Origin of the sequence: Sulfurimonas lithotrophica, from assembly GCF_009258225.1 — a bacterium.
GTDB classification, from domain to species: Bacteria; Campylobacterota; Campylobacteria; order Campylobacterales; family Sulfurimonadaceae; genus Sulfurimonas; species Sulfurimonas lithotrophica.
On sequence record NZ_CP043617.1, the window covers coordinates 1604434 to 1618024 of the forward strand.

The following is a 13591-nucleotide window of genomic DNA, read 5'->3' on the forward strand; positions in this document are numbered from 1 at the left end:
CCTATTTTATCTTAATGTTTTATATAGTTTTTCGGCATCTTCAATCTCTTCTCTTGAAGGCTTTCTTCTGCATGACATATATCTTATCTCATTGGTATGAGGATCTTTCATCGGATAAACGGTAGCATATACCCAGTAAAAACCGCCGTCTTTTGTTTTGTTTTTAACATAACCCGTCCAAACTTCCCCTCTTTTTGCAGAATCCCATAAAGCTTTAAAAGCAGCCTTTGGCATATCAGGGTGTCTAACTATGCTGTGCGGTTTTCCTACCAACTCATCAATAGTATATCCGGCTACTTTACAAAAATCATCATTTGCAAATAATATTTTACCTTTCTCATCGGTTTGAGAAACTAAAAAATCATCATTTTTAAGTACATACTCTTGCATATATTCCCTTCTTATATTTAATATAATAGTTATCTTATCTTTATAAAACTTACAAAGTACTTTTTTTTAATTTTTATTAACCATAATAAAGCTCTGAGGTTTTATAGGTCTGTATTTAGGCATACTTTGCCCTATATTTGAATTTATATAAGTAGGATCGGCTATTACAAATCTTTTTGAACCTGCCTTTACACTATCACCGCTCATAGGTATATAAAGTGCCGTAGCCATATGATCTTTATACTTTACTCCAAGGACGCCGATTTTAAATAATTTTTTTACAAGATACGAAAAGAGTACAGCCCTGTCTTCACAATCCGATTTATCATAATATAGTGCTTCTTGCGCAAACATAACCTTTTCACGTCCAAATTGCTCTTCATCTCTCTGGTACTCAAAAGATTTTTGTACAAAGTGCAGTACAAAATTAAGTGCTTCGCTTGTTTTTTTACCGTCAACATATTTTTTAATAGCTACCGCAAGCTGTTCGTAGGTATCTTTTTGCATCGGTGCATTAAAAAACGTATCATAGTCTGCTTGCGGATAAGTCCCCATAAAATCAATAATATTTTGATTATATTTGATTGAGACTTTAAAGTCTTTAAAGCCTAGTTCTTTATCTTGCGTATTTTGAGTAAATTTTGGTAAGGTATTTAAAGATAAATCAAGCGGCTTATCACTTCCGGGATAATTTTGTTCATATGAATAGAGTCTTCCCAAGTGTCCTTTTGCATATTTTGATATTGCGTAAAACTTCTTATTTGCAAAACTATAACTTGGTGTTGAGTATATTATTTTCTCAGAATAATGGAGTAATACGACATGTTTATCTACCAAACCGATTTTTACGGCATATCCCAATTTATTAAATATAAACCATGATAAGAGCTTGGAATTATCTTCAATATTATAAACCCTTTTAGATAATTCATGTACTAAAAGATATAAGCCCCAGTCATTAAGATTTAAATCTTTTTTTACATTTTTAATATCCTCTAAAAGTTGAACATATTCACTTGCGGCAAGTGAATCGAAAAAATTGATTATACCTTCTTGGTCTCTTGGATAAAAGCTTGCACTTTTAATATCTTGCGATATATTAAATCCGAGCCGTGTACCAAAAAAATCAAATTCGATATCGCTAGGCTTAATTTTTTTAACTATTATTATTTGTTTAGCTTGAGGTTTTTTAGCATCTTTTGGCTTAGGAACTTTTATATTTACTTTTGGACCGACTTTTTCAATCTCGTGAGGTTTTGCTTTTGGAATCTTAGTAGGTTTAGGTTGCTCATATAAATCAAAACTTTTTTGTTTACTATATGATTTCCACTCTGCTTTTAAATATTTGTTAAACGCCGTATCACGCTCATCTTTGTAATTTTTAAAACTCTTGGCTTGAGAGCGTTTAAAATTTTCAAATGATCCGGAGGCATTAAGCAGTGTTGAACTTAGTATTAAAACTATACTAAAAAGGCCAAATCGCTTGTATAGCTTTTGAACCCCAGCCTTGTTCTGTTGCACGGTCTATATCTCCCTGTGTTTTATATAAAATCTTGGCATCGCTTATATGGGTTGAGCTTATTTTATTATACTGATCAATATCATATGGACGGATAACACCGCTAATTTGAATAATCTGCTTTTGATCATCAACCAATATCTCTCTTTTTCCGGAGATAAAATAGTTTCCGTTTTTCATAACTTTAACTATTCTTGCAGATATTGTCGTAGAAAAAGATGCATCTTTTGAAGCACTGCCCGAAGCCGAAAAAGCGTTCGCAGACGTTGACGTAAAGCCGACATTGGTAAGACCGTTGAGTTTACCTACATATTTATCTACATGTGAACTTCCACCGTTTGAAGCAAAAACGCCGCCACCCAAATCAGTACTGTCATCCTTGCTTAAATCTTTTGAACCGCTGCTCGAAGCCGCAGCACTTTCAGATATTTCTACCGTTACTATATCATTGACATGCATAGCTTTATGGTCTGAGAACAAAGGATTATCACCCTGACCGAATATACTACCCGTAGATGCAAAATCTTGTTCATCTTCTTTAGGTGGCATCTGTTCTACATACTTTGGTGGTTTAAAATTTATCTCAGGTTTAGTAAGTTCTGCAGTACAGCCACTTGAGAGTAGTAAAATATATATTAGTATTAAGAATGTCAAATATTGTCTAAGCATCACTTCTCTTTAATCAAATCTCTTATTTAGATATAATTCTAGCAATTTTAGTTCCAAAGGATTTTTATGAGTTTAAGAGAAAAAATTAACCAAGATTTAAAAGAAGCGATGAAAGCAAAAGATGTAAAAAAAAGAGATGCATTACGTCTTTTAACTTCGGCATTTAAACAAGTAGAGGTCGATGAGAGAAAAGAATTAAGTGACGATGATGTTATTAAAATTATTCAAAAACAAGTAAAAAGCAGAAATGATTCTATAGAACAGTATAAAAAAGCACAGCGCGACGATTTGGTTGCCAAAGAACAAGAAGAGATAAACGTATATGAAATCTATCTTCCAAAACAGTTAAGCGATGATGAACTGGAAAATTCATTAAAAGATATTATTGCAAAAGTCGGAGCTGAGACTATGAAAGATATGGGTAAAGTTATGGGAATGGCTTCTAAAGAGTTAGCAGGTAAGGCTGATGGTAAACGTATAAATGAATGCGTTAAAGAGTTGCTAGCTTAAGGCTAGCCAAACTTTAACTTTTTAAGTGCTTCTTCTTCGTTGTCTTGACGCATCAAGGACTCACCGACCAAGAACGCATCTACACCCGCTTTAGACAAGTCTTCAAGCTGACCGTGTTCATATATACCACTCTCGGCTACAATAATTTTACCGTTTGGAATAAGCGGAATAAGCTCATAACATAAGTTCATATCCATCTCAAATGTTTGAAGATTTCTATGGTTTATTCCTATAATATCGCTTCCCGCATATATAGCTTTTATCAAATCAGATTTGTCATGTACCTCAACCAAAGCTTCCATTCCCAAGTGTCTTGCATATCCCAAAAGTTCTTTTAGTTCACTTTTTGATAAAGCCGCGGCAATTAGTAAAATAAAATCAGCTCCGTGTACAAGTGCTTCAAGAATCTGATATTTTGAAACTATAAAATCTTTTCTTAAAAGAGGGATACCCACATATCTTCTTATTCCCGCAAGGTATTCCAAATTACCCTGAAAGAAGTGTGGTTCTGTAAGTACGGATATTGCACTAGCCCCTCCTCTCTCATACGCTTGAGCGATAGCTAAGGGATCAAAATCTTCTCGTATAACACCTTTTGACGGCGAAGCTTTTTTAACTTCTGAAATTATTCTATAAGGGTCTTCTTCCGTTGCTTTTAAATAAGGAATCACATCTCTTGGCTGTCTTGCATTAAATGCCAGTGAGCGTCCCAACCAATCAAGTGAAAACTCTTTTTCTCTTTTAACCAAATCTTCTTTTGTTTTTTTTATAATATCATCTAGTATCAATTTTTACCTTTCTTTGTACATTTTTTTATAATTTTATAATGGTCTTGAACCTCTTTTTCATCTCCACCATCCATCTTTATAACTTTTTTTATAAGCTTATAAGCCTTTTTACATTGTCCAAGTTTATAATAACCCCAAGCTTTAGAGTCTAAATAATATGCCGAATTTGGTTGTTCTTTTAATGCCATATCTATATAACCCATACCTGCTTTTATATCAATTGAATGGTCTATCAACAAATATCCGAGATAATTAAGATAGAGGGCTTTTGGATCAATTAAAATTACGTTTTTTAATTTATCTATAACACTCTTATGCATCTTGGCATCACTTTTATCCTCTGCCGCTTCATACTCAAATATTGCACTCTGCCCCAAGTAGGATATCTCTGCCGTTTCATCATAGAGCTTTTTAGCAAGAGGTGCGGCTTTTTTATAATTTTTTACCTGCAAATACATCTGCAGTAAAAGCTGATCGTCGGTTCCGTTCTTTTCTAAGAAAGATATTAGTTTCAAATAGTCTTTTGTATAACCGTATATCTGTACTATTTTTTTTGCAATCTGTTGTGTTTTATCTATCTCATAAAGTTTAAGGTAAACTCTCAAAAGTGCTTCTATATTATTTTCATTACTATAGATGCTAAGCAGTCTGTTACAAATAATTTTTGAGCAGCCGTGTACCTTAGCATGTGTTTCAAGATGTGCAATTGCATCTTTTTTTCTATCTAAATTCACATAAAGTATAACGGAAATTTTATCTAAAATTTTCTCGTTATAATCTTTGGTATAAGCACTTTCCAAATATTTTAATGCAGTATCATACTTTGATAATTTTACGTATATATTACTTACAAGTATATAATCGTCGGCTTCTTGAGACCTCTCTACCAACATGATAGCTATACTTTTTGCTTCTTCAAGCCTATTTGCGTTAATTAAAGCTAAAATTTTAATACGTACCAGATGCATATCATCAAACGAGCCATCTGTCTCATCATCTATTTTTTCGATTACGTTATCATAATTTTTTGCTAATAAAGCATTTTGCAAAGAACGATATAAGTACTCTTTTTTTGAAGACTTTTCATAAAGTGTTTGAAACATACTAGAAGATGCATTATATTCTTTTACCTGTTCTGCCCTAAGAGCAATCATGATTATTGCATCTTCTTCTTCAAATGCTTTTTGACTAGGTTTTATATCGGTATCTGGTGTTAAACCCATACATCCGCTTAACAATATGGAAAAAACAAAAGCTGTTAAAATATTATACATTAGATTATACCCGGACATTCATCTTTTAATTCATCTATTCTTGTTTTAAAATAATCCCAAAACGGAAAAGTCCTACATTGCGTAGGTCTTGCTTCGTAAATACCACATCCGTTTATTTTTTCATCATAAAAAACACACTCGTAATTTTCGCCGATTTTTCTCTCTTTTATAGAGTATTTATAACTTTTTTTATATAAATACTTATCTATAAGTTCTTTCATATCTATATCTAAAAAATCACATATCGCTGTCGCTTCGGTTTTATTTACATATATATAACCGCTCTCACCTCTACAACATCTGGCTTCGCACTCGTTGCAAGCTTCCGGGTTAAAAGTAAAATCAAATCCATCTTGTTTTATAACTGACATTTTATACTTTGTGTACCCGCTTTTTCATATATTTTTTTAGCTTTTTGTGAAAATTCATCCCCTTCAAAGCTAATTAAAGGCTCATGAACCTTCATAAGAGCGTTTGAACCGTTTCTGGCATGAACCAACACGATAGATGCCACCCTGTCGATTTTTGGATGAACAAACTGAACATCTACCACTCTCATCTTAACTTTTGCAAGTTCTGCACATATCTCACCAAAGTGCAGTGCATCATAACAAAATATAAAATGTGATTTCGGTTTTAAGACCTGAGATACCTTTTTAAAGAACTTATCTAAAGGTAAGTTGATATTATAGCGTGCATTAAACAACATCTCGTTATCACTTTTAGTACTTTTGTGATGATAAAAAGGCGGATTAGAGACTATATAGTCGTATTTTTTATCAAATTTGAACTCTATAAAGTCACCGTGATAGAGTTTATACTCAATTTTATTCTCTTTTGCATTCTTATCTGCATACTTTAAAAACTCTTCTTGTTTTTCTATAGCTTCTAATTTAATTTTATCGTTGTCTTTTGCACACAACAAACCTACTATACCGCTACCTGCACCAACATCGAGCATATCGTCCTTTGGATTAAATGAGTCTATAAAGTCATATAAAAACACGGAATCGCTGTTAAAACAGTAACCTGATTCAGGTTGATATAGAACCATTTAATCTCCTCTTTGATATAATGCCGCAATTATACCAAAAGGACATTTATATATGATAATTATTCCTGCACGTCTTGCATCTACTAGATTTCCACAAAAAGTTTTAGCAGATATAGGAGGACTTCCTATGGTAATTCGCACAGCTAAAAGAGTTGAACATTTAGACCGCGTAGTGGTTGCGGCAGATGATGAAAAGATAATCTCTGTTTGTAAAGAATACGGCATCGAAGCAAAATTAACATCTACTACGCATAAAAGCGGAACGGACCGAATAAACGAATGTGCAAATATTGCAGGTGTCGGGGATAATGAACTTATTATAAATGTTCAAGCGGATGAGCCTTTTATAGAACCGGAAGTAGTAGAGTTGTTGTTAAAAAGATTAAAATCCCTTCAAGAACAAAAACAAGATTTTATAATGGGCAGTTGTTACAATGCTATCAACGCAGAAGCGGCAAAAGACCCGAACCTTGTAAAAGTCGTACTAGATGCAAATGATAACGCTATCTACTTTTCCCGTGCTCAAATTCCTTATAACCGCGGAGGAGAAGCTACATATTTTGGTCATATAGGTATATACGGATTTAGCAAAAAAAGCTTACATGATTTTTGTAACCTAAGCGATGCACCGATAGAAGATATAGAAAAACTGGAACAACTGCGTGCAATTTACCACGGTAAAAAAATAAGTATGGTTAAAGTAGCTTCAACCGGTTTTGGAATAGATACTAAAGAAGATTTACAAAGAGCTATAGAGATATTTTTATAAAATTATCTCTATTTAGTATATACAAGTGTGTGGTTAATTTTTTTTGAATTAAACACAGAAACTATCCTGTTCATATTTTCTGCGTGTCCTAAAAATATGCAACCGTTCTCGTTTAACATATTGTAAAAAGTCATAACTACCTCTTTTCTGGAAGCATCGTCAAAGTATATAAGCATATTCCGTGAAAAAATGATGTCAAATTTTCCCAGTTCCAGCATCTGGTTTTTATCAAACACGTTTACAACTTTAAATTGAACCTTATTACTTAGCCGATCACTTATTTTATAACCAATATCTATTTTTTCAAACCAGGCATTTAAAACTTCTTTTGGTATAGATTGAACAGATCTTTCTGAAAAAAAACCTTTTTTGGCTTTATCTATTATCATTGAATCTATATCTATTCCCACTATCTCTATATCTCTTGTATAGTGCAATGGATATTTTTGAATAATATGAAGCAGTATAGAGTACGGTTCTTCACCGCTCGAACACGGAGAAGACAATATTCTTATAGGCTTAGATTTATCCAACTTATTCTCAAATTCGGGTAAAACATGGTTAACAAGTGTTTCAAACTGATTATTTTCTCTGTAAAAATATGTTTCGTTAACAGTTATATAATTTATAAGAGACTGAAACTCTTGGGTATTAAAATCATCAAAACGAAGTTTATAAAAATACTTTTTAAAACTATCTATATCTAATAACAAAGCTCTTTTTTCAATATATTTTGCCAACTTTTCATAATGTTTATCTTTATCAAGATATATACCGCTTTTACGATATATAAACTCTTGCAGGTTTTCAAAATTATCTTTTGATAAAATGTAAGACATGCCTAATTCCCTTTTTTACTTTAGCTCTAAAATCTTCTTTATTATATCTTCAAAATTTAGCTGTTCACTAACACCGTCTTTTTCAAATGCAGCTTTTGGCATCCCGTAAACAATAGCACTGTTTTGACTCTCTCCTATAGTATATCCGCCGTTTTTTTTAATTTCAACCATGCCCTTAGCACCATCATCACCGATTCCACTCAGCAATATAGCTATTATACTCTTTGGATCAAATATATTTAATGCACTTAACATCATCTCATCTATACTTGGTTGAAATTGACTTAAACCCATGTTTTTCTCTTCACTGACAACTATATTTCCATCTGAATCTTTTGAAAAGTGCATATGGACGCCGCCTCTTACCAAATAGATACTTGAAGATAAAATTTTCATATTATGTTTAGTCTCATAAACATTCAACGAACTCATTCTATCAAGTCTTTGTGCAAATGTAGTTAAAAACGATTCTGACATATGTTGCACTATGCACAGGGTGTGTTTGTAGTCTGAAGGAAGCGATGAACAAATTTTTTCAATTAATCTAGGACCGCCTGTAGAAGCACCGATTAAAATGATTTTTTTATCTAAGTTTTTCATTTATCATAAGGATACAGCTAGATAACTAAAAGTTTATTAAATTGTAATATTTTTCTTAGATTATTTTAGAAGAGTTAGAAGCCTTTGAAAAAGGCTTCCGAAAGATTGATTATATATTATCTCTAATATTTAAGCTCTCTATTAGGTTAAGATAAGCTTCTTTGTTTGTTTTTTTGAAATATTTCATCAAACGACGACGCTGACCGACTAATTTTAGCAGACCTAGTCTTGATGAGTGATCTTTTTTGAATGTTTTTAAGTGCTCAGTTAACTCAGAAATTCTTTGTGTTAAAAGTGCAATTTGTACTTCACTTGAACCTGTGTCGCCTTCTTTGCGACCATATTTCGCGATAATCTCTTGTTTTTTCGCCGAATCTAAAGCCATAATAGCCTCCTGAATGGTAATATAAATTTCAACATTTTGCATATACACAAAAAGTCGGAACGAAATTATATCTAAATATTTATTATTATTGATAATAAATTCAATTTCTTTGGATATAATTTACAAAAAATATAATAAAAGATTTGAAATGTTAATTACAAAAGCAAGTGAATATGCAATTTTATCGCTTATCGTACTCTCAAACAAACAAGAACCTCAAGACAGCGAAACCCTGTCTCGTGAACTAACGATTCCAAAAAGCTTTTTGGCAAAAATACTTCAATCTTTGGCTAAAGAGGGAATTCTTGTTTCTTTTCGCGGTGCCAACGGCGGATTTGCACTAGCTAAAAAAACGGATGAAATAGATATGCTAAGCGTTATGAGTGCAGTAGAAGGAAAAACCCCTGCCGTATTTGATTGTGCAACCTCTATAGCTGATTGTCCTTCAAACATGGCGACCGTTTGTTCAATTTGGCCTTTTTTGAACAAACTTCAAGGTAAAATCGATAGATTCTTATCAGAATTGACTTTAGCAGACATTTTAGAGTAAAGATTTGGCAAAAAAACTAACTACAAGACAGCAAGTTGGAACTACATTAAACTTTTTACTCGGTCAAAAAGATTTAAGTGTCGTAGTTTTTGTTATAGCTATCATGGCTATAATAATTGTACCGCTGCCATCAGGTGCACTAGACTTCTTTTTAACCGTTTCGATGTCTATAGCAGTATTGATTATACTAATCTCACTGTATGTTCCAAAACCTACCGACTTAACAACTTTCCCTACTTTGATTCTTATCGTAACTCTATTTAGGCTTGCTTTAAATATTGCTACAACAAGAATGATACTTAGTCATGGGCATGAAGGTCCTGAAGCCGTAAGTAGTATTATTTCGAGCTTTGGTGATTTTGTCGTAGGCGGAAACTTTGTTATCGGTATTATAGTTTTTTCAATTCTTGTACTGATTAACTTTATGGTTATTACTAAGGGTTCTACAAGGGTTGCAGAAGTCGGTGCAAGATTTGTGCTTGATTCTATGCCCGGTAAACAGATGGCAGTAGATGCAGACTTAAATGCAGGTCTTATAGATGATGCCGAAGCAAAAAGACGTCGTGCAGAGATACTTCAAGATGCAAACTTTTACGGTGCTATGGACGGGTCTAGTAAATTCGTAAAAGGTGATGCGGTTGCGGGTATTATCATTACGCTTATCAATATTATAGGCGGATTTTTAATAGGTGTATTTCAACATAATATGAGTGTAAGCGACTCTGCGGCGACTTTTACTCTTTTAACAATCGGTGACGGACTTGTAGGTCAAATTCCGGCACTTATAGTTTCAACTGCAACAGGTATTATGATTACCAGAAGTTCAAGTGACGGCGATAACTTTGCAGAAGGTACTATTAACCAAATGATAGGTAATGCAAAAATTCTTATCATAGTCGGTTTGATTATGATTTTATTTGCCTTAGTACCTGGACTTCCAACTGCATCTATGGGACTTGTCGGAATACTTTTTTCACTTTTAGGCTGGGCTATCTATAAGTATGAAAGAGGTGAACTTAGCATACTTGATGTTGAAAATGCACTTAAAACAGGTTCTAAAGAGATGCAGGAAAAAGAACAAGAAGCTCTTAAACCGAAAAAAACTCAAGAAGAGATAGCAAAAGAGGAAGAGAGTGCATTAGAAGATATCTTAAAAGTCGAGATGCTAGAACTTACACTTGGTTACCAACTTATCAGTCTTGCCGATTCTAATCAAGGCGGAGACTTGCTAGAGCGTATCCGTTCCATGAGAAGAAAAATAGCATCTGACTTTGGCTTTTTAATGCCTCAGGTTCGTATACGCGACAACTTGCATCTGGAGCCTCAACAGTATCAAATCCTTCTAAAAGGTGTATCAATCGGCGACGGTGTAATTAAACCGGACAAATTTTTAGCAATGGACAGCGGTATGGCTACGGGTGAGATTCAAGGTGAAGCGACAAAAGAGCCTGCCTTTGGACTCGATGCTTTATGGATAGAGCCAGCCGATAAAGAAGATGCTATCATTAACGGTTACACGGTAGTCGATCCATCAACCGTAATCTCAACTCACATGAGTGAGCTTGTTAAGAAAAATGCAGAAGACTTGCTTACCCGTCAAGAAGTTCAGGCACTTATCGACAAGATTAAAAACGACTTCCCTGTTATTGTGGATGATGTACTAAAAGTTGCTCCTATCGGATTGATTCAACGCATCTTAAAATCACTTCTGCATGAAAAAATACCGCTTAAAGATATGCTTGGGATATTAGAAACCATAGCGGATGTTTCAGAATATACTAAAAACGTAGAGTTTATTACCGAGCAGGTTCGTGCAAGACTATCCCGTACGATTACACAGATGTACTCAAGCGATGACGGTGTTATAAGACTCTTAACATTCGATACTTCAAGTGAGCAGATGATGCTTGAAAAATCTCAAGAACAAGACGGGGTTAGAAACCTTATGCTAAACGTAGGCGAGATAAATGCACTTATACAAGCAACAAGTGCAAAAGCGACCGAACTTTTACAAAACGGAATATCACCTGTAATCGTAATAGTCGATCCTGCCCTTAGAAAAGGTATATCCGAGATATTTGAGAGATTTTCTTTAGACGTGATTACACTATCGCACGCTGAAATAGACTCAAATGCAACCTTTGAAGTCCTTGGATCGATCTCTATCACAAATACACCGCAAGAATAAGGAAACAATTTGACAAATAAAACTTTTTACCATCTCTCACATATAGATTTAGACGGATACTCTGCACAGCTTGTTATGAAATATACGCCATATACTATTAAAAACTACAATGCCAACTACGGTGCAGAAGTTAAACAAAAACTTGAACAGATTTTAGAAGCCATAAAACAAGACAACCAAAGTTCTTATATACTGATAACGGATTTAAATCTTACTACAGATGAATCAAAATGGCTTGATAACGAAGTAGAAAAACTAAATGAAAAAAAAGTAGATGTAAAACTTCAACTTTTAGACCATCACGGTACGGGTGAAGCAAGTTCAAAAAAATACGATTGGTATTATTTGGACACTTCAAGATGTGCTACAAAAATAACTTATGATTTTGTAAAAGAGAACTTTGATTTTGATGAGCCAAAATGGATGCAAAAATATGTAGATGTAGTTAATGCGGTTGACTTATGGATAATGGATGAAGAAGAAAACTTTGAGATGGGTAAAGTATGTATGCGTCTTGTAACTGAAACAAGAGAGTTAAACCGTGTAATGTTTGCAGATAACGATAACAACTACAAAATTTCCTTGCTACATGAAGCGGCAAAATTTATAGACCGTGAAAATGCCCCGATAGTTTTAGATGAAGAGATTCATAAACTCAAAAAGAACTTCTTTAAAGACAAAGATGACGGTACACTTGATAACTTAGCTACAAAATATATAGTGAAACTACTTGGTACATTGATGCCGACTCATACAATATACTATAAAGGCTACAAAGGCTTTTTAAGTTACGGTCTTGGCAATACCTCTATAATCGGTAACGGTTTTTTAACCCGGTATCCTGAGTATGATTTTATAGTAGATGTAAGTTACCGCGGGACTATGAGTCTTCGTGCAAATAACAAAGTAGATGTATCTCAAATAGCTAAAGAATGGGCTGAGGGTGGTGGACACCCTAATGCATCTGGTGGAAGAATAATAGGTTTTAAAGAACAATACCGCTACGATAAAGTAAAACCTCAAATTCAAAAAATAATAGACGAGAAAGAAGCGGTTGCGGGAAAACTGGAGTATAAGAAAGAGGATTAAATATAAAATATTCTCTTTTTCCTTGCTACAAAACTCCTATGGCTTTGTGAGAATTTCAGCTTTAATATTCTTGAATACTTTGTGGAACACGAAAAGTTTATATCTGCTATTTTTGTTACAAAAATAAGAGAAAATACATTTTTTAAAAGTTTTAAAGATACTTCTTTAAAAAATTAATTTTATTTAAGTTTATATTAGTTATACGATTTTATAAATATTTAAAAATCAGTATACTATAATTTCAGTATACGGAGTGTAAATACTACTATATGTTTATATCATAAAGTTCATTGGATGGAGTGAATTTTGTGACGGAAACGTCTTAAGGAGTTGTGGAGTGGGGTAACGACCTGTACTTACATTAGTAAGCTGACCCTAGATGGTCTTTAGCAGCTAGCGTCTCACTCCCATATCTAACCTTTTTTATAAGCAGTTACTACAAAAAAATTCTTTCTTACCTCATTTAAAACTAGTCTGTGTTCTTTTTGATTTTTAAGACTCATATATACTGTTAGATCCTGATTACTTACACCAACTTCATTTAGTTTCATGCCTCTTTTGCATATATCCATCATATTAAGAATATCCATAGCTTCTAAATCATTTGGATAAAAATGTTTTTCAAGTATATGCCTGAATCCTTTTTTATCATCACCAGCCATGAGAACTACAGTCTTATCAGCACAATTAAAAGTTGCACGATCTGTTTTACCCTGAATGAATAAATAAATACTTTTTTGAGATGAACTAAGTTTTTTTGTTTTTTTACTCATAATAACTGCAAGTTCTTTCTTTAGTTTAGCAAGTTGTTCAGAATACAAACTCATTCTTTATAGTCTCCAGATTTTATATTGAAGATTGATTCAAGGTTGTATATTTTATTTCCATATAGCTCATCTTCAAGATACGATTATTAAAAAAATTATTAATATTATACAAAAAAAATTTTAGTACTAATTTTAATACA

At 33.3% G+C, this 13591-nt stretch carries 16 protein-coding genes; 5 read left to right on the forward strand and 11 right to left on the reverse strand.

Annotation, left to right across the window (positions count from 1 at the left end; genetic code table 11):
* Positions 1-6 precede the first annotated feature (6 nt).
* The 3 genes from FJR48_RS08045 to flgH all read right to left on the reverse strand — a co-directional run bounded on the left by FJR48_RS08045 (position 7) and on the right by flgH (position 2578).
* Positions 7-390 carry a PAS domain-containing protein gene (locus tag FJR48_RS08045; protein ID WP_152307633.1) on the reverse strand — a complete coding sequence of 128 codons (384 nt, stop codon included), beginning with the start codon at positions 388-390 and terminating at the stop codon, positions 7-9.
* A 66-nt stretch (positions 391-456) separates the two neighbouring features.
* Positions 457-1911 carry a hypothetical protein gene (locus FJR48_RS08050; protein ID WP_241856038.1) on the reverse strand — a complete coding sequence of 485 codons (1455 nt, stop codon included), beginning with the start codon at positions 1909-1911 and terminating at the stop codon, positions 457-459.
* Positions 1856-2578 (reverse strand): flagellar basal body L-ring protein FlgH, encoded by a 723-nt coding sequence (gene flgH, locus FJR48_RS08055; RefSeq protein ID WP_152307634.1) that lies wholly within the window; start codon positions 2576-2578, stop codon positions 1856-1858. The genes FJR48_RS08050 and flgH overlap by 56 nt, the downstream gene beginning before the upstream one ends.
* Positions 2579-2644: 66 nt before the next feature.
* Between flgH and FJR48_RS08060 the strand changes: the two genes are divergently transcribed.
* The gene (locus FJR48_RS08060; protein ID WP_152307635.1) at positions 2645-3088 is read left to right on the forward strand and encodes a GatB/YqeY domain-containing protein; all 444 of its coding nucleotides are present in this window, start codon (positions 2645-2647) and stop codon (positions 3086-3088) included.
* A 2-nt stretch (positions 3089-3090) separates the two neighbouring features.
* On the opposite strand, the gene trpC is transcribed toward FJR48_RS08060, so the two are convergent.
* The 4 genes from trpC to FJR48_RS08080 are packed head-to-tail and all read right to left on the reverse strand — an operon-like array spanning position 3091 to position 6204.
* Positions 3091-3876 (reverse strand): indole-3-glycerol phosphate synthase TrpC, encoded by a 786-nt coding sequence (gene trpC / locus FJR48_RS08065; RefSeq protein WP_152307636.1) that lies wholly within the window; start codon positions 3874-3876, stop codon positions 3091-3093.
* Entirely contained in the window at positions 3873-5150 is a 1278-nt protein-coding gene (locus FJR48_RS08070) for a tetratricopeptide repeat protein (RefSeq protein WP_152307637.1), read from the reverse strand. The genes trpC and FJR48_RS08070 overlap by 4 nt, the downstream gene beginning before the upstream one ends.
* Positions 5150-5521: a YkgJ family cysteine cluster protein gene (locus FJR48_RS08075; RefSeq protein ID WP_152307638.1), complete on the reverse strand. Its 372-nt coding sequence runs from the start codon at positions 5519-5521 to the stop codon at positions 5150-5152. Before FJR48_RS08075 ends, FJR48_RS08070 begins: the two co-directional genes overlap by 1 nt.
* Positions 5509-6204, reverse strand: coding sequence for a tRNA1(Val) (adenine(37)-N6)-methyltransferase (locus tag FJR48_RS08080; RefSeq protein WP_152307639.1), 696 nt, complete (start codon positions 6202-6204; stop codon positions 5509-5511). Before FJR48_RS08080 ends, FJR48_RS08075 begins: the two co-directional genes overlap by 13 nt.
* Before the next feature lie 52 nt (positions 6205-6256).
* Between FJR48_RS08080 and kdsB the strand changes: the two genes are divergently transcribed.
* Positions 6257-6973, forward strand: a complete 717-nt coding sequence (kdsB, locus tag FJR48_RS08085) for a 3-deoxy-manno-octulosonate cytidylyltransferase (protein ID WP_152307640.1) — start codon at positions 6257-6259, stop codon at positions 6971-6973.
* 8 nt (positions 6974-6981) lie between these two features.
* Here kdsB and FJR48_RS08090 read toward each other — a convergent pair whose 3' ends face one another.
* The 3 genes from FJR48_RS08090 to rpsO all read right to left on the reverse strand — a co-directional run bounded on the left by FJR48_RS08090 (position 6982) and on the right by rpsO (position 8797).
* Positions 6982-7812: a CheR family methyltransferase gene (locus FJR48_RS08090; protein ID WP_152307641.1), complete on the reverse strand. Its 831-nt coding sequence runs from the start codon at positions 7810-7812 to the stop codon at positions 6982-6984.
* A 15-nt stretch (positions 7813-7827) separates the two neighbouring features.
* A complete protein-coding gene (locus FJR48_RS08095; RefSeq protein ID WP_152307642.1) occupies positions 7828-8412 on the reverse strand; it encodes a CheB methylesterase domain-containing protein in 585 nt (194 codons plus the stop codon).
* Between the two features lie 109 nt (positions 8413-8521).
* A complete protein-coding gene (gene rpsO / locus FJR48_RS08100; RefSeq protein WP_152307643.1) occupies positions 8522-8797 on the reverse strand; it encodes a 30S ribosomal protein S15 in 276 nt (91 codons plus the stop codon).
* 148 nt (positions 8798-8945) lie between these two features.
* Between rpsO and FJR48_RS08105 the strand changes: the two genes are divergently transcribed.
* Genes FJR48_RS08105 through FJR48_RS08115 form a run of 3 tightly spaced genes read left to right on the forward strand, consistent with a single transcriptional unit; the run spans position 8946 to position 12624 of the window.
* Positions 8946-9347, forward strand: coding sequence for an RrF2 family transcriptional regulator (locus tag FJR48_RS08105; RefSeq protein ID WP_152307644.1), 402 nt, complete (start codon positions 8946-8948; stop codon positions 9345-9347).
* Positions 9348-9351: 4 nt separating this feature from the next.
* Entirely contained in the window at positions 9352-11535 is a 2184-nt protein-coding gene (gene flhA / locus FJR48_RS08110) for a flagellar biosynthesis protein FlhA (protein WP_152307645.1), read from the forward strand.
* Positions 11536-11544: 9 nt separating this feature from the next.
* Positions 11545-12624 (forward strand): DHH family phosphoesterase, encoded by a 1080-nt coding sequence (locus FJR48_RS08115; protein WP_152307646.1) that lies wholly within the window; start codon positions 11545-11547, stop codon positions 12622-12624.
* 413 nt (positions 12625-13037) lie between these two features.
* Here the strand turns inward: FJR48_RS08115 and FJR48_RS08120 are convergent, their stop codons facing one another.
* The gene (locus tag FJR48_RS08120) at positions 13038-13451 is read right to left on the reverse strand and encodes a hypothetical protein (protein ID WP_152307647.1); all 414 of its coding nucleotides are present in this window, start codon (positions 13449-13451) and stop codon (positions 13038-13040) included.
* Positions 13452-13591: the final 140 nt, after the last annotated feature.

What these genes read in the sequence shown, in the direction of transcription:
- kdsB (WP_152307640.1), top strand. Translation starts at nt 6,257, where the DNA reads ATGATAATTATTCCTGCACGTCTTGCATCTACTAGATTTCCACAAAAA.
- FJR48_RS08045 (WP_152307633.1), bottom strand. Translation starts at nt 390, where the DNA reads ATGCAAGAGTATGTACTTAAAAATGATGATTTTTTAGTTTCTCAAACC.
- FJR48_RS08095 (WP_152307642.1), bottom strand. Translation starts at nt 8,412, where the DNA reads ATGAAAAACTTAGATAAAAAAATCATTTTAATCGGTGCTTCTACAGGC.
- FJR48_RS08105 (WP_152307644.1), top strand. Translation starts at nt 8,946, where the DNA reads ATGTTAATTACAAAAGCAAGTGAATATGCAATTTTATCGCTTATCGTA.
- FJR48_RS08080 (WP_152307639.1), bottom strand. Translation starts at nt 6,204, where the DNA reads ATGGTTCTATATCAACCTGAATCAGGTTACTGTTTTAACAGCGATTCC.
- FJR48_RS08120 (WP_152307647.1), bottom strand. Translation starts at nt 13,451, where the DNA reads ATGAGTTTGTATTCTGAACAACTTGCTAAACTAAAGAAAGAACTTGCA.
- rpsO (WP_152307643.1), bottom strand. Translation starts at nt 8,797, where the DNA reads ATGGCTTTAGATTCGGCGAAAAAACAAGAGATTATCGCGAAATATGGT.
- FJR48_RS08075 (WP_152307638.1), bottom strand. Translation starts at nt 5,521, where the DNA reads ATGTCAGTTATAAAACAAGATGGATTTGATTTTACTTTTAACCCGGAA.
- FJR48_RS08060 (WP_152307635.1), top strand. Translation starts at nt 2,645, where the DNA reads ATGAGTTTAAGAGAAAAAATTAACCAAGATTTAAAAGAAGCGATGAAA.
- FJR48_RS08070 (WP_152307637.1), bottom strand. Translation starts at nt 5,150, where the DNA reads ATGTATAATATTTTAACAGCTTTTGTTTTTTCCATATTGTTAAGCGGA.
- flgH (WP_152307634.1), bottom strand. Translation starts at nt 2,578, where the DNA reads ATGCTTAGACAATATTTGACATTCTTAATACTAATATATATTTTACTA.
- FJR48_RS08090 (WP_152307641.1), bottom strand. Translation starts at nt 7,812, where the DNA reads ATGTCTTACATTTTATCAAAAGATAATTTTGAAAACCTGCAAGAGTTT.